The organism is Gracilibacillus caseinilyticus, from assembly GCF_022919115.1.
Lineage (GTDB): Bacteria > Bacillota > Bacilli > Bacillales > Amphibacillaceae > Gracilibacillus > Gracilibacillus caseinilyticus.
In genome coordinates, this window is the sequence record NZ_CP095072.1 from 4423089 (window position 1) to 4442795 (window position 19707).

Annotated in this window: 20 protein-coding genes; 8 read left to right on the forward strand and 12 right to left on the reverse strand. The window is 38.4% G+C overall.

What is annotated here, in order from left to right; all coding sequences use genetic code 11:
• Positions 1-61 precede the first annotated feature (61 nt).
• The 4 genes from MUN88_RS21140 to MUN88_RS21155 are packed head-to-tail and all read right to left on the reverse strand — an operon-like array spanning position 62 to position 3952.
• Complete coding sequence (locus tag MUN88_RS21140) at positions 62-922, reverse strand: sugar phosphate isomerase/epimerase family protein (protein ID WP_244719102.1); 861 nt, start codon at positions 920-922, stop codon at positions 62-64.
• Positions 919-1929 (reverse strand): Gfo/Idh/MocA family protein, encoded by a 1011-nt coding sequence (locus tag MUN88_RS21145; protein ID WP_244719105.1) that lies wholly within the window; start codon positions 1927-1929, stop codon positions 919-921. The genes MUN88_RS21140 and MUN88_RS21145 overlap by 4 nt, the downstream gene beginning before the upstream one ends.
• 20 nt (positions 1930-1949) lie before the next feature.
• Positions 1950-3092: a Gfo/Idh/MocA family protein gene (locus tag MUN88_RS21150; RefSeq protein ID WP_244724681.1), complete on the reverse strand. Its 1143-nt coding sequence runs from the start codon at positions 3090-3092 to the stop codon at positions 1950-1952.
• Positions 3092-3952: a helix-turn-helix transcriptional regulator gene (locus tag MUN88_RS21155; RefSeq protein ID WP_244719108.1), complete on the reverse strand. Its 861-nt coding sequence runs from the start codon at positions 3950-3952 to the stop codon at positions 3092-3094. Before MUN88_RS21155 ends, MUN88_RS21150 begins: the two co-directional genes overlap by 1 nt.
• A gap of 341 nt (positions 3953-4293) precedes the next feature.
• On the opposite strand from MUN88_RS21155, the gene MUN88_RS21160 reads away from it, so the two are divergent.
• The 3 genes from MUN88_RS21160 to MUN88_RS21170 are packed head-to-tail and all read left to right on the forward strand — an operon-like array spanning position 4294 to position 5927.
• Positions 4294-4998 carry a GTP pyrophosphokinase gene (locus MUN88_RS21160; RefSeq protein ID WP_244719110.1) on the forward strand — a complete coding sequence of 235 codons (705 nt, stop codon included), beginning with the start codon at positions 4294-4296 and terminating at the stop codon, positions 4996-4998.
• A gap of 16 nt (positions 4999-5014) precedes the next feature.
• Positions 5015-5617, forward strand: a complete 603-nt coding sequence (locus tag MUN88_RS21165; protein WP_244719113.1) for a TetR/AcrR family transcriptional regulator — start codon at positions 5015-5017, stop codon at positions 5615-5617.
• 22 nt (positions 5618-5639) lie between these two features.
• A complete protein-coding gene (locus tag MUN88_RS21170; protein ID WP_244719115.1) occupies positions 5640-5927 on the forward strand; it encodes a DUF3817 domain-containing protein in 288 nt (95 codons plus the stop codon).
• Positions 5928-6998: 1071 nt separating this feature from the next.
• Here MUN88_RS21170 and MUN88_RS21175 read toward each other — a convergent pair.
• Entirely contained in the window at positions 6999-7571 is a 573-nt protein-coding gene (locus MUN88_RS21175) for a TetR/AcrR family transcriptional regulator (RefSeq protein ID WP_244719118.1), read from the reverse strand.
• Between the two features lie 200 nt (positions 7572-7771).
• Between MUN88_RS21175 and MUN88_RS21180 the strand changes: the two genes are divergently transcribed.
• Positions 7772-8533 (forward strand): SDR family oxidoreductase, encoded by a 762-nt coding sequence (locus MUN88_RS21180; protein ID WP_244719121.1) that lies wholly within the window; start codon positions 7772-7774, stop codon positions 8531-8533.
• A 120-nt stretch (positions 8534-8653) separates the two neighbouring features.
• The gene (locus tag MUN88_RS21185) at positions 8654-9844 is read left to right on the forward strand and encodes a M14 family metallopeptidase (protein ID WP_244719124.1); all 1191 of its coding nucleotides are present in this window, start codon (positions 8654-8656) and stop codon (positions 9842-9844) included.
• Positions 9845-10858: 1014 nt separating this feature from the next.
• On the opposite strand, the gene MUN88_RS21190 is transcribed toward MUN88_RS21185, so the two are convergent.
• From MUN88_RS21190 to MUN88_RS21200, 3 genes are all read right to left on the reverse strand, one after another.
• The gene (locus tag MUN88_RS21190; protein ID WP_244719143.1) at positions 10859-11506 is read right to left on the reverse strand and encodes a hypothetical protein; all 648 of its coding nucleotides are present in this window, start codon (positions 11504-11506) and stop codon (positions 10859-10861) included.
• A 73-nt stretch (positions 11507-11579) separates the two neighbouring features.
• Positions 11580-12497, reverse strand: coding sequence for an aldo/keto reductase (locus tag MUN88_RS21195; RefSeq protein ID WP_244719145.1), 918 nt, complete (start codon positions 12495-12497; stop codon positions 11580-11582).
• Between the two features lie 76 nt (positions 12498-12573).
• Positions 12574-13440 carry an ROK family protein gene (locus MUN88_RS21200; RefSeq protein WP_244719147.1) on the reverse strand — a complete coding sequence of 289 codons (867 nt, stop codon included), beginning with the start codon at positions 13438-13440 and terminating at the stop codon, positions 12574-12576.
• Between the two features lie 114 nt (positions 13441-13554).
• On the opposite strand from MUN88_RS21200, the gene MUN88_RS21205 reads away from it, so the two are divergent.
• Together MUN88_RS21205 and MUN88_RS21210 are read left to right on the forward strand one after the other, a co-directional pair.
• Positions 13555-13848, forward strand: coding sequence for a hypothetical protein (locus tag MUN88_RS21205; protein WP_244719149.1), 294 nt, complete (start codon positions 13555-13557; stop codon positions 13846-13848).
• 61 nt (positions 13849-13909) lie between these two features.
• Positions 13910-15634 (forward strand): ABC transporter ATP-binding protein, encoded by a 1725-nt coding sequence (locus tag MUN88_RS21210; RefSeq protein ID WP_244719151.1) that lies wholly within the window; start codon positions 13910-13912, stop codon positions 15632-15634.
• An 11-nt stretch (positions 15635-15645) separates the two neighbouring features.
• Here MUN88_RS21210 and MUN88_RS21215 read toward each other — a convergent pair whose 3' ends face one another.
• Together MUN88_RS21215 and MUN88_RS21220 are read right to left on the reverse strand one after the other, a co-directional pair.
• Positions 15646-15846 (reverse strand): helix-turn-helix transcriptional regulator, encoded by a 201-nt coding sequence (locus tag MUN88_RS21215; protein WP_244719153.1) that lies wholly within the window; start codon positions 15844-15846, stop codon positions 15646-15648.
• Positions 15843-16355, reverse strand: a complete 513-nt coding sequence (locus MUN88_RS21220) for a DUF6773 family protein (protein ID WP_244719156.1) — start codon at positions 16353-16355, stop codon at positions 15843-15845. Before MUN88_RS21220 ends, MUN88_RS21215 begins: the two co-directional genes overlap by 4 nt.
• 868 nt (positions 16356-17223) lie before the next feature.
• On the opposite strand from MUN88_RS21220, the gene MUN88_RS21225 reads away from it, so the two are divergent.
• Positions 17224-17772 carry a DNA-3-methyladenine glycosylase I gene (locus MUN88_RS21225; RefSeq protein ID WP_244719158.1) on the forward strand — a complete coding sequence of 183 codons (549 nt, stop codon included), beginning with the start codon at positions 17224-17226 and terminating at the stop codon, positions 17770-17772.
• A 434-nt stretch (positions 17773-18206) separates the two neighbouring features.
• On the opposite strand, the gene csaA is transcribed toward MUN88_RS21225, so the two are convergent.
• Together csaA and MUN88_RS21235 are read right to left on the reverse strand one after the other, a co-directional pair.
• Positions 18207-18536: a chaperone CsaA gene (csaA, locus tag MUN88_RS21230; RefSeq protein WP_244719161.1), complete on the reverse strand. Its 330-nt coding sequence runs from the start codon at positions 18534-18536 to the stop codon at positions 18207-18209.
• A gap of 3 nt (positions 18537-18539) precedes the next feature.
• Positions 18540-19367: an alpha/beta hydrolase gene (locus tag MUN88_RS21235; protein WP_244719163.1), complete on the reverse strand. Its 828-nt coding sequence runs from the start codon at positions 19365-19367 to the stop codon at positions 18540-18542.
• Between the last annotated feature and the right edge of the window lie 340 nt (positions 19368-19707).

Below are 19707 nucleotides of genomic sequence, written 5' to 3' on the forward strand. Positions count from 1 at the left end.
ATTCCTCCTCATAATCTAGTATTCTATCTCCTATTGTAAGTGTTTTCAGCCAATGTTCCAATCAAAACCAATCAGCATATCCCATTTTTCTCAAATTTTCTGCCGAATCATGTAAACAATCGTATGGATCACGACCATATGTGTCATCCTGTTCGATTAAAAAGTATTGAGCTCCTGCTTCAATACTCGCCTCTATAATTTCTGGCATATTTAAATTTCCTTCACCTACTTCGGCAAATTCTATTAAATTGGTAAACTTATTAAAAAAGTTACTCATATCTTGGAAATCATCGTCTGTTAAACGCAAATCACCTATACGGTAATCTTTTAAATGTATAAGGGCAACACGGTCCTTATACTGTTTAATGAAAGATGCCGGATCAACGCCTGCACGGTGGATCCAATGAACATCTAATTCAAATCCTAATTGACTTGTATTTTCTTTCATTAAATCAAGCAAAAAGGTACCATCAATTCTTTGAAATTCGATATGATGTGTATGATAATAAAGTTTAATGCCGTCATTCGCTAATTTATGAGCCATCTCTTCCGCCTGGGAAATGAATGACATCATTTTTTGTTTATCTCCCATTTTGGTAAACGGTAACATTCCGATTCTAATAAACTGGCAATTTAAGTTTTTGCAATCGGCAACAATTTTGTCATAGTCATCTAGTAAATTTTCTTGTTCACGCCCAGGCATCATCGGCTCTAAAGGAGCACTAATAGCAGTGATTTCAATATCAAAGTCCTCACTTGCCCTCTTTAATTCGCGTACATTATCCTCCAACATTGGTATCTGGGAAACTTCAACTGAGCGAAAACCTAATTCATGCAACTTCTTCATCGTTTCATATGCACCTGTTTCTTCGACCTTTTGTTTTAGCATCATCATTTGCACACCTATTTTTGCTTTAGTCATTGGAATACCTCCATACTGATTTTTTCTTTCCGTTCAGACGATTGATAAATCGTATCAATCATTTCCATCGAAATTAGACCATCACTTGCATGAATATAATCAGAACCGTCCGTACAGATTTGCTGATAAAACTGATCGATTAATTTCGCATGGCTTGCTCCATAGTAAAACTTGCTTCCCGGTAGTTTGCGATCTTCTGCAATCTTTACTTTTTCTCCATCGTCTTTTGCAATGGTCAGTATACTGTCCTTAATAGTCAGTTTCGCCCTTTCTAATACAACCTGAAACTCGACAGACGAATTTTGTGCATTCGACACCGTTGCAAAAAACAGTCCAGTTGCCTGATTCTCAAACGTAATATGAGCCGTTGCTGTATCCTCAATATCATGACCATAATCCAATAATTGATCTACAGAGCCTCTGATCGCATCAATCTTTCCACCAATTAATTGCAATAAATCAAGTGTATGAATGGATTGGTTGATCATCACCCCTCCACCAGCTGTTGCCATTGAACCACGCCACGGTTTTTCATTATAGTAAGATTTTGGTCTGTGCCATGTTACAATTCCTTTTAACCCTGTTACAGCACCATATTCTCCACTGTTCACAATCGATTGAAGCGCTTCGACAGTTTCGTTTAATCGATTTTGCAAATTGACACATATTTTCACCTGTGGATATTGATGTTCCAGTGCAGCAATCGCTCGACTGTCGGTCAATGTATGTGCAAGTGGTTTTTCAAGGAGAACATGTACACCCTTCTCCACCGCTGCTTTAGTTACCTGGTAATGTAAATGGTGAGGAAGGCAAATATGCAAGCAGTCTAATTGCTCCACTTCTAACATTTGTTGATAGTCCTTATAGAATGACACACCCGGAACATGATGTGTGCATGTCTCATCAATATCACAAACTGCGATAAGCTCTACCTCTGGATGTTGCTGCAGAATCGGAATATGAATGTTAGAAATATCACCTAGACCAACTACTCCTGCCTTTAACATCAGCTCACCCCTCTTCCTGTCTATTTTTCCAACGCTCTCCGTTTTTCTAATTCCTGTAAATACAATTCTTCATCAATTGGCAAGCAAACCTCTTGATTCAACCAGCTTGATAAGTGCATGGCGTTTGCCAATTCCACACCATTTATGCCGTCACTCCCGGGAGCAATCAAAGGCGTTCCATCCAAAATATTTGCAGCGAAATTCTCTAGAACAGCTAAATGCTGTCCACCCCAGACACTGTCGAACTCTAATACTTCTTCTTCATATATAGCTTCAGGACCCTTTCCTCTGAGCAACGTCATCATATCCTGCATCGACATCGAGTTGCTCATTTCTCGCTCTGGTTTGTGCAGACGCTTCAGTGTGATTTTTTTACTATCATCCACTATGATTTTTCCTTTATCACCTAATATCTCTAAACGGTCCGTGCCCATCACATCATGGGTACAAGTAACAAATACACCTGTTGCGCCATTTCCATAGTCAACAATCGTAGTAACATCGTCTTCTACCGGAATATTTCTCTGATAACCATACTGAGCCTTTGTATAAACTTTCTCTGGCATACCGCACATCCATTGCAACAAATCTATCTGGTGTGGTGCTTGATTGACAAGAACACCACCGCCTTCTCCATCCCAAGTTGCGCGCCAAGAACCCGCATCATAATATCCTTGTGGACGCCACCATGTCGTAATGATCCAATTTGTTCTTCTAACCCCACCTATTTCACCACTATCAATAATTTCCTTCACTTTTTGGTAAAGTGGATTGGTCCGTTGATTAAACATAATTGCATAAGTTAGCGCAGGCTTTGTTGCCGCAAATTCATTGATTTCGCGTACTTGCTTCGTATAAACGCCCGCCGGTTTTTCTAATAATGCGTGAATATCACGTTTCAGTGCTTCGATTCCCATCTCCGGGTGCAAATAATGTGGGACACACGTAACGATGGCATTGACGTTTCCACTGTCCAGCATTTCAATATAGTTATTATAAAAAGGAACTTTCGGATATTCAGATTGTGCTCGCTCTTGTTTAGCTGAATCAATATCACATATCGCACCTATTTCCATGTTACGGATGCGTCCTTCTTTAATAAAATTGGCATACGCACCACCCTGCTGACCTAACCCGATGATTCCTAATTTAACTGTTGACATCATTCATCACTCCTTTTATATATTTCAAGGCGTTTCTGCCGATAGCTTCTCGCAGTCATACCGACATGGTTTTTGAAGAATCGACTAAAATGTGAAACGCTTTCAAAACCACATTCATTTGCTACTTGTTCCAATGTTTTGTCTACTTCTACCTCAAGTAGAAATTTCACCTGTTGCAATCTTGTGGCCATAACATATTCCATCACGGTATAACCTGTCATCTCTTTAAAAACATGTGACACATAAGATTTACTTAAACTCAGTTCATCTGCAATTTTTTGAATCGTTAATTTTTTGTGAAAATGTGTTTGAATATAACTAGCAATGGTTTCCGCGTGATAGGCTTTGTCATGTTTGTGATTTACCTGTTTGTGCGACGATACCTTACCCAACCGGTTAATGAAGATCAGCAAATGAGCAAGCATGGCCTTGATCTCCCATATTTTCTCTTCGGGCGGAAGCTGTTGATCCACATAAATTGCTCTCATGCTTTTAAATAGTGCTTCAATTTCATGACCAAGTTGTTGGTTCCTCGGTCGGATTAAACAATGGTGAATGGAACGGAACACATTAAGCAAGCTACTGGCATTCATTGATTCCAACAGCGGTTCAATAAATTCAGGTGAAAAATGAATATGACTGCGGATGTATTCACTATTGTCAGGTATGTTGGGCTTATGCAACGCAAGTCCATCCATTAATAAGATATCTCCCGGTTGTAAATCATAAATTTGATTATGAATCAAATAGCGGCAAACCCCTTTATGAAATAAGAAAATTTCAAATTCCTGATGTGAATGTGCCCTAATATTAGAGAACTGACCTTCTATCCGGTAATTAATCATTACGTTATCTGCCATCTCATCACCTTTATTTCTTCATAGCCTTATTTTATTGTAAACGATTAGATAATAGAATGGCTAAAAATGCTTGATTTTTTTATTTTTTTGACTGAGAGTGCTTTTTGTTGGAGCAGTCAGAATCCAACAGCCCATTTAATATCAAAAGAAGGCTGGCATCCGACAAAACATGTGTAGAATGAAACTTATTTTCAAGTTATCTGTTATTTCACTAAAATATCTTTATTTCAAACCGATATAATAGATGCACTCCTCCATTGTGATAAAAAAGTACATGGCTGTCAGGAATCCACTTATACTAGCAAATAAATAACAAACAACTAAAAGGAGATTGTACAGATATGGAAACACATTTACAACAATTAAGAGTTGAACTCGTTCGTTTTATGATGGTGTATAAGTTTGCCTTAGAAGAAGTCCATACGAAAATCAATATTCTGCAACAGGAATTTCAATATATGCATGATTATAATCCGATCGAGCATGTGAAATCCCGTGTGAAATCACCTGAAAGTATCTTAAAGAAAATAAGAAAAAAAGACATCCCGCTATCGATAACAGAAATTCAGGAAAATATTCGCGACATAGCCGGTATCCGAATCAATTGTTCGTTCAAAAAAGATATCTACCGCATTTCCCAAATGCTAGAGAATCAGAAGGATATTACCGTTATTCAAAAAAAAGACTATATAATAAATCCTAAATCTAATGGTTATCGCAGTATGCATTTAATCATTCAAATCCCTATCTTTATGTCTGATCGTGTTGAAAACGTATTTGTTGAAATTCAAATTCGAACGATTGCGATGGATTTCTGGGCTAGTTTAGAGCACAAGATTTACTATAAATATAATAAAGATATACCAGATAGACTAAAAGCTGAATTAAAGGATGCCGCATCTTCTGCAACAGAGCTTGACAGAAAGATGGAATCTATCCATCAGGAAATTAATGAAATCAAGCAACAGACAGATCTTTTATCTGATCAGGATGAAGAAATGATCTTCCCAATGGAATTGTTAAAGGAGATAGTGGATAATAATTAATAGAAGGAGCAGAACATTGCCAAAGGAAACGTTTTTTAACTTACCAACTGAAAAGAAACAGAAATTATTAGATGCGCTGCATAAAGAATTCTCAGAGCAACCACTCGCGACTGCCTCGATCGCTCATATTATACAATACGCCGATATACCTCGAGGCAGCTTTTATCAATATTTCGATGATCTGGAAGACGCCTATTTCTATATTTTTAATCAGCAAATAGAACTGGCTATGGTTAAGTACATCTGGATTCTGGAAAAAAGTGAAGGAGACATATTCCAAGCATCTATTGAATTGTACCGTATTATAATTCAAGAGGAAGATCACTTTACCTTCTTTAAACATGCTTTTCTTAATATGAACTATAAAATCGAAAAATGTCTCTCAGGTATCTTTGCTAATGAGGAACGTTTCGAACATTTTGAAGACATTTATAAAAGACTTGACTTACAATCTCTTAAACTAGAAAAAAAAGAAGAAATATTTCAATTGATGAAGTTGATTTCCGCGATTACTTTGCATAATATTACAGAGAAGTTTTCTAAAGAATTGTCACTGGATGAAGCTGTTCAAACGTATCAGACACAATTGGCTTTCATCAAATCAGGTGTTGTTCAGTAATTTTTGTTTAGGGAGGTAGGAGATGAACCATATAAACAGATTTCGTATTATCGGCTTCTTGGAAGGAAGTTCTTTATTGCTTCTATTATTCTTGGCAATGCCCCTGAAATATTGGGCGGGATTACCAGAAATTGTTACGGTATTTGGCAGTGTACATGGTGGTCTGTTCATTGTATACATATTGTTTACTATTTACACAACTATCACAGTCCGATGGCACTTCATCTGGTTTTTAAGCGCTGTTATTGTTGCTTTCATCCCGTTCGGTAATTTCATTCTGGACAAGCGAATCCGTCTATCATTTCAATAACAAGATGACGATTTGGGCAACCCAACATATCAAGAATCTCAGCTAACATAATTCGTGGTATGTCCGCATTTTCTTATGCTTTATCTATAAACTATGAAGTAACTTCGTATATAACCGTAAAAAATGAACGTGATGATCAGCTTTGAGATCATATTGACATATATACTGTGCTTAAATTCCGCTCCTGCCAACCACTTCGCGTCCTGCGGGGCACGGCTGAAGCTAGGCTGCTACTCGACTTACTTCTCTGCTGCCTTGCACCGAGGAAGCCTACTTCGAAGCGTTACTAGTAGACGCAGGTGCAGACGTGGTAGATCTTCAGCACCTACACGTCCCGCGGGAGTCTACGTGGTTGGCCTACGCTGATGTTAATATTTTACAACCAATGTAAGAGGTAGCATTTTGAGCGGTATCCATATTTGTCTATACTTCATTTAAAAAATGCTTTAACTGCAGGTAATTAAAATTTCTTAATCCCAGTATGACTAGCAATAGAATAGAGTGTCTGGAGTAGCTACCTTTTTTAATGAATGATATATGTTCCTATATTCAAAACACTAACAATAGTGGGGAGAGTCTCTGTATATTTCATACGCTTAAGTCAAAGTTCCACAACGAATAAAATAGCTAAAAACAGTGGCTATAAGCATATCATGTACTTATAATGAAGATGCTTATTTATAAGCGTAATGTAAACAGGCCAATATACTACCTCTTTCCTCAATTGTAGCAAGTACCTTAGCGCAGGCAAACCACGGAGACTCCCGTGGGATCAGCGCGAGCTGAAGATCCACTTAGGAAAGAAAATTCTTTTCTTTCCTAAGTTAGCTGAAGCCGTGCCCCACAGGACGCGGAGTGGTTGTCCGGAGCGATATTTTAGCACACAAACCATGTCTAAATGATCTCTTGGAAAATTTTCACATTATATATAGCTAAATGGTCATTACTTCGCAGTTTGCTTCTACTCTGTAACTAAAACAGTACTTATTTATATCTTGAAACTTCATTTTCTAGCATACACACTTCTGTTATCATTTCATTCCGCTTAGCTGTGACAAGGGGTGATGATTGTCATACATGTCGATTCATTTGAAGGATTGCGAGAAATTGATTAGCTATATATGACGCACTATATTTAAAATCCTGCTGAATCCATTCTATTATTAATCCCCACAGGGCATATGCCTGATAACTGGCGATCAATTCAAGGTCAATGGCTTGATTCGGTTGCTGGGAACTAGCTGCTTCCTTCATTAAATCTTTTAATTTTTGGCAGATCCTACTTTGCAAACCTTCCAATGCATTCGATTTAGCTATCACCGTATAAAAGTCGTTATAACTTGCAACATGTTCGAAGATTTTGATCGACGACCCTGTTAAATTATCCACATTTAACTCTTTAAATTGATGTAAAGGCTCACGATAAGACACGATCAGATCTGCTATCACATCATCCACCATCTCTTCTAACAATTGCTCTTTATATTGATAATGCTTGTAAAACGTTCCCCTGTTCACATCCGCCTTTGTCACAATTTCCATAACTGTGATGTGTTGGAGAGTTTGTTGTTTTAATAAAGACATCAAGGCTTTTTTGAGTGCTTTTTTCGATTTTCGAACGCGACGATCCTGATATTCATTCATGTATATATTCTCCCTGTTTGTTTAATAATAGGTAGTAATTGAACATAAGAAACATATTTGTCTAATAGTCAACAAAACAAAGTCTGATTGATGATTGTTTCTCCCATATTGGTATATTATACTATAAACAGGTGTTGATTAACATACACCTGTTTATTTTTTAGGTGACGTTTACAAAAATGTCTGAGGAGGAGTTAGTTATGAAATTACAAAACAAAGTAGCAATTGTAACAGGTGCGGCTTCCGGTATGGGTAAAGCGATTGCAGAACGTTTCTCAGTAGAAGGAGCAGCAGTTGTATTAGCTGATTTAAACGCAGAAGGTGTTAATACGCTAGCAGATGAAATAAACAATAATGGTGGAAAAGCAAAAGCTGTTGAAGTAAATATTTCCAATCTTGATGACATCGATCAAATGATTGATACAGCAGTCAATGAATTTGGAACATTAGATATACTTGTCAATAACGCAGGAATCATGGACAGTTTTGAACCAGTGGCAGAAGTGGATGATGACCGTTGGGATTTAATTTTTGATATTAATACGAAAGGTGTTATGCGTGCGATGCGAAAAGCCATCCCTGTCTTTTTAGATAAGGGACAAGGAGTCATTATTAACACCGCTTCTTCTGGTGGATTAAATGGTGCTCATGCGGGTGCAACGTATACTGCATCGAAGCATGCTGTCATCGGGTTAACAAAGAATACTGCTTTTATGTATGCACAGAAGGGTATTCGTTGTAATGCGATTGCACCAGGTGCAGTAGCTACCAATATCTCGAACTCAATGAAAAATGTGAGCCAGTATGGCAGCGAACGACTTAAATTAAGTCAGTCCCTTATTCCAAATGTAGGATCTCCTGAAGATATCGCGAATGTCGCATTATTCCTTGCATCTGATGAAGCTTCATTTGTCAACGGTACAACCATTACAGCTGACGCTGGATGGACGTCCGCATTTTAATCAAATAATAACTCAATATCAGCCATTACTGAATTTCAGTAGTGGCTTTTTTGCTTTTATTCATAGTTCTTGCTCCCAGTTCATAAAATGAAATAGCAGCAAAGAACGGAGGGTAATAAGATGATCGTAATTGTCAGACAGGGTGATTCTCTATGGGATTACAGTCAATTATTTGGGATTCCACTAACACTTATCGTCGCATCGAATAAACAGGTGAATCCAAACCAGATGATGATTGGCCAACAAATAGCCATTCCTGGATATGAGTTACAAACGCATACGATTCAATCAGGTGATACATTATGGGGAATTGCTCAAACCAATCAAATGCCAATCGACCTTTTATATTTAGTTAATCCTGGTATTCAGCCGATGGCTTTACAAATCGGTCAAAATATTAACATTCCTCGCCGAATTACAAATTCTATTATTTCGGATGTTGATCATTACACCTATGATAAAATGCGAGCAGATATACAAAGGCTTCGTAACCTATACCCCTTTATGGATCAGCAAATTATCGGCAATTCCGTATTAAATAAAGATATTATCGAACTGCGGATTGGAACCGGAACTCGTCAAAAACACATTAACGGTTCTTTTCATGCAACGGAATGGATTACTACCCCGATTATTATGAAATTTTTGAATGATTATGTTTTAGCTCTGACAAACAGTCAGCAAATACGTGGACTTAACTTATTACCTTTTTTTGAATCAAACACACTGTCTTTAGTACCGATGGTTAATCCAGACGGTGTCGATCTCGTCTTAGATGGAGCTGATGCAGCAGGTTCAAAAAGAGATTTTGTCCTATCGATAAACGACGGAAATACTGATTTTTCTGAATGGAAAGCAAATATAAATGGAGTGGATCTCAATAATCAGTACCCAGCGTTGTGGGAAACAGAAGCTGATCGTAAACCGACATCGCCTCAGCCTCGAGACTTTCCTGGCTATCAACCACTGTCAGAGCCCGAAGCGATAGCTATGGCAAATCTAGCCCAACAGTGGCCATTTGAGATCTTGAATGCTTTTCATACACAAGGGCAAGAAATTTACTGGGGTTTCCAGGGCTTAGAGCCTCCTCAGTCTGAAACTATCGTCGAAGAATTCAGCCGTGTCAGCGGCTATGAAGCTATCCAATATGTTGACAGCTATGCCGGTTACAAAGATTGGTTTATACAAGAGTTTCAACGTCCTGGTTATACAGTTGAACTCGGTATCGGGGTCAATCCATTACCAATTTCCCAGTTTGATGAAATTTATGAAGATACATTAGGGATCATGCTGGCCACTTTATATATGTAAGTAACAGAAACAAACAGACTATTTTAGCCAACGTGAATGAACTGGAACCAAAGAAATGTAAATAAATAAAGCCGAAGTAATACAAAATGACACCTAACCAGATTCGTGTTACATTCGGCTTTTTTCTTACGCTTTATCTATAAACTATGAAGTAACTTCGTATATAACCGTAAAAAATGAACGTGATGATCAGCTTTGAGATCATATTGACATATATACTGTGCTTAAATTCCGCTCCTGCCAACCACTTCGCGTCCTGCGGGGCACGGCTGAAGCTAGGCTGCTACTCGACTTACTTCTCTGCTGCCTTGCACCGAGGAAGCCTACTTCGAAGCGTTACTAGTAGACGCAGGTGCAGACGTGGTAGATCTTCAGCACCTACACGTCCCGCGGGAGTCTACGTGGTTGGCCTACGCTGATGTTAATATTTTACAACTAATGTAAGAAGTAGCATTTTGAGCGGTATCCATATTTGTCTATACTTCATTTTAAAAATGCTTTAACTGCAGGTAATTAAAATTTCTTAATCCCAGTATGACTAGCAATAGAATAGAGTGTCTGGAGTAACTACCTTTTTTAATGAATGATATATGTTCCTATATTCAAAACACTAACAATAGTGGGGAGAGTCTCTGTATATTTCATACGCTTAAGTCAAAGTTCCACAACGAATAAAATAGCTAAAAACAGTGGCTATAAGCATATCATGTTACTTATAATGAAGATGCTTATTTATAAGCGTAATGTAAACAGGCCAATATACTACCTCTTTCCTCAATTGTAGCAAGTACCTTAGCGCAGGCAAACCACGGAGACTCCCGTGGGATCAGCGCGAGCTGAAGATCCACTTAGGAAAGAAAATTCTTTTCTTTCCTAAGTTAGCTGAAGCCGTGCCCCACAGGACGCGGAGTGGTTGTCCGGAGCGATATTTTAGCACACAAACCATGTCTAAATGATCTCTTGGAAAATTTTCACATTATATATAGCTGAATGGTCATTACTTCGCAGTTTGCTTCAACTTCGTATTACCTGGAATTTAGGACAGCACTTATTTATATCTTGATTGTGCGAGAAGGACAAAGTATTAAAATTGCGAGTTTTAATTTCCACGGTCCTGTTACTTCCAAATCTTCGCATATTTTTTCGATACTTAGAATCTTCCTCTAACTCGATTAAGGACAATGCCACTTTTTCGATCTCTGGATTCTCTGTCACTTGATAGATATTATATAGATTTTGGATCATATCATTTCGTCTTAACGTGTAATTTTTTTCATCTGTGCCATTGATAAATCGGTCTGTCATCCGATCAACGACAAGCCTCTCGTGTTGCTCACCTGCTAAGGCAATTCGCCATATTGCTTGTAACGTATGTCTTGCGGTTACGAATTTTTCGTCATAGGTTACTTGCCACACCTGATCGAAATCCTCTAGTATCCGATTCTCAGGATCACTAATGGCTAAATAAGACAAAAACTGGCCAGCACGTGAGCGATCATGGGCATCCTTGCTCGATAAATCTTCGACAAGCTTGTCCCACACTTCATAAGCCCAATCAACTTCTTTTTTCATTTCCGCAATCAACTGATTATATGCTTGATATTGTTTGTTACGATCTTTGCTTTTCAGATTTTCGAAGTAGGATTGAACAGCATTATTCACATGTAACACCCTTTGCTATTTATTCATTCTATAACGAAAGCTGTTTATCTCTCGATAAACAGCTTTCATACAACTAAGGTAATTTATTTCCTGCAACGCGGTATATATCATACCACTCTTCCCTTGATAGCGTGACATCTGATGCTTTAGCTATTTGGGAGATTCTTTCCGGATTCATCGAGCCAATTATTGGTTGCATGTTTGCCGGATGTCTTAGAATCCAGGCGATTGCAATGGCAGATTTTGATACACCTTTTTTGTCTGCATATTCTTGAAGTTTTTCATTTAGGACCGGGAATTGATCGTTATCAACAAAAACCCCTTCAAAGAAACCATGTTGGAATGGCGACCACGGTTGGATCGTCATGTCATGGAGACGGCTGTAATCGATCACGCCACCATCACGAACAATGGACGGATCATGTTCCATATTTACATTCAGTCCAGCATCAATCATTGGTGTAAACATTAAGCTGAATTGTAATTGATTCGCAATAAGGTCCTGTTCCACTGATTTTTTTAACAACTCAATTTGCACCGGATTGTGATTACTTACACCAAAATGACGAACCTTGCCACTTTGTTTTAATTCGTTAAAAGCTTCCGACACTTCTTCTGGTTCCATTAACGCATCTGGCCTATGTAATAACAATATATCAAGATAATCTGTTTTTAACCGTTGTAAGCTTCCTTCCACAGAACGAATAATGTGTTCTTTGGAGAAGTCAAAAAAGCCGTCGCGAATACCGCATTTTGATTGAATAACCATTTTTTCACGAATCGAAGGATTCATATCAATCGCATCAGCAAAAATTTCTTCTGATTTACCAGCTCCATAAATATCGGCATGGTCAAACATATCAATGCCTGCTTCCATACTCTGTTCGATGACCCGGTTGGCCTCTTGTGTCGTTAACTGATCCATGCGCATGCAGCCGAGTGCTATTTCACTAACTTGCAGACCGCTATTTCCCAACTCTAACTTGTTCATTACCATCACCTCTCTTACATGTTAGCACATCGCTAATTTGTAAGCGATTAAATTGCTTGTCCAGCACCTATACATGTTAAGTTGTAGCTAGATACAATGCTCCTTTAATTCCCGCTTCATCTGTTAATCCAGGTGGCACAATATACTGATCAATCTCAGCTTCTGTTAGATGCGGCGAGCTGACATATTCATTCAGCATTTCTAACACTTTTTTGCGAACTAACGGAAAGAGCTGTTGTTGTTTCATCACGCCTCCCCCCATTATGATCCTCTCTGGTGACAAAATGTAAATATAATTCGTTAATGCTTGTGCAAGATAAAATGCTTCCATTTCCCAGACTTTTTCATTTTCGGCTAACTCATGGCCTTTCTTGCCCCACCTTTTTTCCAATGAAGGTCCAGCAGCAATCCCTTCCAGACAGTCGTGGTGATAAGGACATGTCCCTTCATAGTTATCATCAGGATGGCGAGCGACTTTAATATGCCCCATTTCCGGATGCGAGAGCCCTTTCAATGTTTGACCGTTGAAATAGGCACCCGCACCAATTCCAGTACCGACTGTGATATAGAGACAGGAGTCAACGTCTTTTGCGTTTCCCCATTTTACTTCAGACATTGCCGCTACATTTACATCGGTATCTATCATCACTTCTACACCGAGTTTATCTTTTAATATAGCGCCTAACGGATAACCTATCCAATCAGTCTTCGGTGAATTTTGGATTTGGCCATAACTCTTGCTTTCCTGATTTATATCAATAGGACCAAAGCCTCCAAGTCCCAACCGTTCAATTCCTTTTCCTTCAAAAAACATGATCACCTTTGGCACCGTTATCTCCGGATGCTCTGTCGGAATGACCGTCTTTTCAAAAATTTCCCCATGTTCATCACCGATTGCTAACACAAATTTGGTACCGCCTGCTTCAATTCCCCCAAGCTTCATTTCTACACCCTCCAGCTATATGCTTTTTTCACTCTTATTGTAGCATAATCTCTTTTGCAAATAGAATAACATACTCTTTACTTCTGCATACTATCTAAAAAAAGGAGTATGAAAATGGAAGTATTCTATCTAATCGCTATTTTATCAGCCAGTCTGATCATATTATTGAAACATTGGGGGTTGCTCATGATACAAGTGGCGGCTCTGATCATCGTCAGTCTGTTTGCATCTGCTACATTCTTATGGTTAATTATAGCCATTCAATTACTGGCAGGAATCTGGTTGCTTCTGAAAACCTTACAAGCAGTGGACTATAACTATCAATTAGAGCTGGAAAAAACACATCGAATCGAGCAACATTGGACAAAAGGCCATCAATCCGGCACGAAAAAGAATTTTTTATCATAGGTAGGAAAGCATTATTCTGCTATAATATGTGAATCATCTTAAAAAAGGAGTTATACATTCCATGTTAAAGCAGTTTTTTTCTTATTATAAACCACACAAACGCTTGTTTATTATTGACTTTAGCTGTGCTGTGTTTGTGGCAATTCTGGAACTTGCCTTTCCTGTTGCTGTGCAATGGTTAATTGACGAACTTTTGCCAAACGGGGAATGGGATAAGATTGTGACGGTCAGCATCCTATTATTAGCAGTTTATGTCCTGAGCACGTTCATGCAATTCATCGTCAGCTACCTTGGTCATAAACTAGGAATCAATATTGAAACTGATATGCGCGAAGAGTTATTTACGCATGTGCAAAGACAATCTTTCCGTTTCTTTGACAATACGAAAACAGGTCATATCATGAGTAGAATTACGAACGATTTATTTGATATCGGCGAACTTGCTCACCATGGACCAGAGGACTTTTTTATTGCCATCATGACATTTACCGGCGCATTTTGGATTATGTTCACCATCAATCCTACCCTTGCAATCATCGCACTCGTCATCGTTCCATTATTAACAGTATTAGTGACCTATTGTAATATCGCGATGAATAAAGCATGGCATCGAATGTATCATAATATTGCTGACGTCAATGCACGTGTGGAAGACGCTGTTTCCGGTGTTCGAGTCGTACAGTCTTTTACTAATGAAGATTTTGAATTAAATCGATTCAACCAGGACAACGGTCGTTTCCGTAAAGCAAAAATTAAAGCATACAAAGTAATGGCAGGAACACATTCCAGCATTTACATGATGACACGCTTCCTAACGCTGATTGTTTTAGTAGTGGGTGCCTGGTTAAGTTTCAATGGAAGTTTATCGTACGGTGAATTAGTAAGCTTCGTATTATACACTAATGTACTTATTAAACCAGTCGATAAAATCAGTGCCCTCTTGGAACTCTATCCAAAAGGGATGGCAGGATTCCGTCGTTTTCAGGAGATCTTAGCAAAAGAACCGGAAATCAAAAACGATCCGAACGCTATGGAAGTGGACAAGCTAACTGGAAATATTCGTTTTGATCACGTTGACTTCTCCTATGATGGTCATCAACAGGTATTAGAAAATATCAACTTGCAAATAACCCCTGGTGAAACAGTTGCCTTTGTCGGTCCATCAGGTGCTGGCAAAACAACAATTTGTTCACTTATTCCAAGGTTCTATGATGTCAATAATGGCTCGATTTCGATCGATGACCACGACATTCGTAATATAACAAAAAAATCGCTCCGTTCCCAGATCGGTATTGTACAACAGGACGTTTTTCTGTTTACAGGAACAGTCCGTGAGAATATCGCATATGGAAAACAGAATGCAACAGATGAAGAAATAATGCTCGCAGCGAAAAAAGCACATCTTGATCAGGTGATTGCCGATTTACCAGACGGCTATGATACACAAATTGGCGAACGTGGCTTGAAACTTTCCGGTGGTCAGAAACAACGGATGGCGATTGCCAGAACATTCTTAAAGAATCCGCCAATCCTTATTTTAGATGAAGCTACATCTGCATTGGATACAGAAACAGAACGAATGATTCAGCAATCTTTAGATCAACTCGCTGAGAATAGAACAACGCTTGTTATCGCCCACAGATTGGCTACAATAAAAGATGCAGATCGTGTTGTTGTTGTAACAAATGAAGGAATAGCCGAACAAGGAAGTTATCAGAAATTACTCGCTATGGACGCCGTGTTTGCCCGCCTTCACAAAATTCAATATGAAAAAAATGAAGACTAAGTGCGATGCACTTAGTCTTCGTCATTCCAAAACAAATCATCTAACGTTTTATTGAGTGCTTTACAGATCGCGATGCACAATTGTAGCGTCGGATTATATTTACCTTGCTCAATTAAACCGATTGTCTGCCTGGTCACACCAATTTGTTTCGCTAACTCTTCCTGCGATAAGTCGTGCTCTACCCGAGCTACCTTCAACTTCAAATTCTTCATTCATCTTCTTCCTTTAACTGTTTAGCAACTGCTTTATCACTTTTCGTTTTCGCAACCTGATAACTGACAATAAGTCCAATCAGCAGAAAAGGCAGATAAATCATAAGTGATCCGGCAAAGGAGATAAAGAAAAAGCTGATCTCTTCCATTCTGCTGTCTGCATATTGTACAGCACTGTTCACACCGAAGACAAGCGCGATCACTAATCCGAAAACAATTCCGCTAATAACTGTTTTTGCCTGGAAGCTCCACTTATGTTTATGATCATGCAACTCTACCTCTGATGTGAATAACCCTTTTTGCACTACCCTAACTGCATAATACGCCCCAGCCACAATAAAGATAATCAGTTCGGTTGCTACGTACTCCATTGATATACCGTACTTGAACGTCTTATATATAGCGGAAACTAAACAAACAAGATAAATCACTACATATAACTCACGGTAAATTTTATTCTGCTCATTTGTAACTCGTTCATCTTGAAAGCTGCCTTTTTTAAAAAACATCTACCCCCTCCAGATTGTTTATACTTTCATTATACTTAATATTTTACTTTTCGCAATATATATTTTACATATAGACTGATAAAATATACATAAAGGCATCTTTCTCCCACAATAAAACTGCTCATTCTTAACTAACTTCACAGCTAATTATATACAAATTATGTAAAGTAGAACTGTATTGCAATATGATAATTTTGATATGTTTTAGCTGCGTAGCAAAGGTCCTAAAAATTACTCCGCGTCCTGTGGGGCGGCCTCAACTTCCTCGTGATGAGCAAAGGTCGCTTTCGGCGGGATTTTCGGACACGACTGATCTCACTGAAGTCTCCGCATATTTCCTACGCTTTACTGAAGTGCTACAACGTTTGTACCAGTTAGAAGCAGTGGTGGTAAGGATTATGCTGATCAAAATCAAACATGCCATTGATGGGTAGCGCTCAAAATGCTAATTGTTACATCAGTTGTAAAATTTATACCTTAGCGCAGGCCAACCACGTAGACTCCCGCGGGACGTGTAGGTGCTGAAGATCTACCACGTCTGCACTTGCGTCTACTAGTAACGCTTCGAAGTAGGCTTCCTCGGTGCAAGGCAGCAGAGAAGTAAGTCGAGTAGCAGCCTAGCTTCAGCCGTGCCCGCAGGACGCGAAGTGGTTGGCCGGAGCAGTATACTAGTACATACTCCATTTCAAAATAGCCCCACAGCTAGTTAAGATAATCCGTATTATAAGAACCAAATCTTTTAGTTCAGCAATTACACATTTTAAAAGAGACTCTATGGACATTAAATTAAAAGTTATACATAATACGACGCCGAGTTATCACATAACTATGTTATCCTTTAAATAACCAGGAAAGGATGATGAAACAGATGTCGACATGTCTATGGCCAGGTAGTAAGCAACTTATGCAGACCTATCACGATAAAGAATGGTGTGTTCCAAGCTATGATGATCAATATATATTTGAGATGCTCACATTAGAAGGGGCGCAATCAGGATTATCGTGGAGTATCGTGCTGAGGAAACGAGACAGCTATCAAGAAGCTTTTCGTAACTTTGATATAAAGTATTGTTCGCAGCTGAACGATAAAGATCTAACAGCTATTAAAGAACAATTCAATGTCATCAAGCATTTGGCAAAATTACAATCGGTAAGGGCCAATGCTTTAGCTATTTTAGATATACAGAAGGAATTTGGCAGTTTTTCGAATTTTTTATGGGAGTATATCAACTTTGAACCGATCGTGAACAATTGGGAAAAAGAAGAAAGTATACCTTCTCACACAGATTTATCAACACGGATTAGTAAGGATCTAAAAAAACGAAACTTTAAATTCGTTGGTCCTGTTACCATCTATTCATTCATGCAAGCAATCGGCATGGTGAATGACCATATCACAACATGTAGGTACCGTTAACAAATAATGAACGTAATGGATGGAATTCTAGGAGATATACTGAACACTAAAAAGCTAGCTCCATTAACAATGCGGAGTGCCATATAGCTAATTCTTCCGTTAATATAACGCTTATAATATCATCTGAGGGTGTGTACAGTTTTTTTACGAGCTTGAATTACAAAAAATCAAGATGCTTCATATACCTTCACTCCGATTGCCGATTCGGTCCTGCGGGTACGGCTTCAGCTAGGCTACTGCTTAAAATACTTCTTTAAATACTTCTTTGCCGCCCAGCTGAGACCGACCTCAAAGGATGCGGAGCTTCTCTCAGGAGCTTTTCTTAGGCAAATAAAAGATAGCAAATTTACCAGATTGTAATACCACTCACTTTTCATAATCCGCATTGTAAGAACTTATACTTTCACCTTTATAAATATACGTTACTCAGCCCGTTATGATATTTTCGTACCATTCTCCACTTCCTGATCCGGACCTAACAGGACGACATCTCCTGCACCCGGCACACCTCCTAAGATAAGCACTTCTGATTTAAATCCTGCGATTCGTAATGGAGGAAAGTTCACCACCGCAGCGATTTGTCTCCCTATTAATTGTTCAGGCTCATATCGTTTCGTAATCTGAGCAGTAGATTGTTTGATACCTAATTCTCCAAAATCAATTTTCAGTTTTATCGCAGGTTTTCTTGCTTCTGGGAATGCTTCTGCTTCCAATACAGTTCCAACACGCAAATCCAATTGGTTAAAATCATCAAACGTAGCCATTTTTCACACCTCTATTATTGTATTTTGTATCCATTGACCGATTATGGACAATGCATGCCTATCACTTAATATTCCATCATGGTCAATGTCTTCTAAGATCATAACATCGACATGAGGGTTATCCTGAAATAATGGTTCATATGCAGATGCCACAAACTGCTCATCCTCTTTCCCCGCGATTAGCAAAGTAGGCTTGGTCAGATTTTCGATGGCATTCAGATAATGAACCGGATACCTTGATGCAAAAAGACGAAAGCTTAAGGAAATTGTTTCTGAACCATGTCTCAAATTTTCAGGCTTCTGATTCTCAAAGACAATTCTATCGTTCAGCTTCGTAATATTTTGATCATTCAAAGCAAGTATGGAGCTTAGATTATTTCTGATTGCCCTGCGAAAACCCGTGTTCTCCTTTGGAATAGTTGGTGCTCCATAATGAATTAAGGGTGCCAGCAAGATAAATAGATCAAAGGTTTCCGCTAGATCTGTTTCTGACAACCGAAGGAGACTGCCTCCTCCTGCAGAATGGCCAGCCAGGATAAATCGAGATTCTTGATAATCTTTTTTTAATTGTGTTATAAATTGTTTTAAATCATCTTCATGCTGACCGATATAGTCAACATCACCTTTTTTTGGACAAAATTCACCATATCCACGCAAATCAGGTGTCAAGACGGTTGCAATATTTCGCTTAGCAATGTATGATGCTAGAGGAGCTAAATAACGATGGTTCTCAGAAATTCCATGTAACAAAATCATAATATTGTTACTAGATTTGGCAGGGTACTTTTGATAAAAATGCCGATAACCATCATTGGTAGTATAAAAATGCATGCTAGATTCTCCCTTTGTACTATCATTAAACCTATTATAACACTTTCCTTACATCATGTTTTACTAGATATTTGTGATCATATTCACCTGAACAAAAATAGCCGAAATTACCTATTCGAGATTGAAGTGCTTGCCACATCAACTTTCCTACCTCTTTTTCTACCAAAATAGAAAATATAACTGAGATTTTTTTATTGTCAAAAACGAGCTTATCATTTAAAATCTATATATAGTATCAAATGACAAAATTACTACAATATATTGTATTCATTATAACCATTCTGATTCATTAACTGTTCGGTGAATACATAAAACAATTTATTATTTCCGCTCCTTTTCG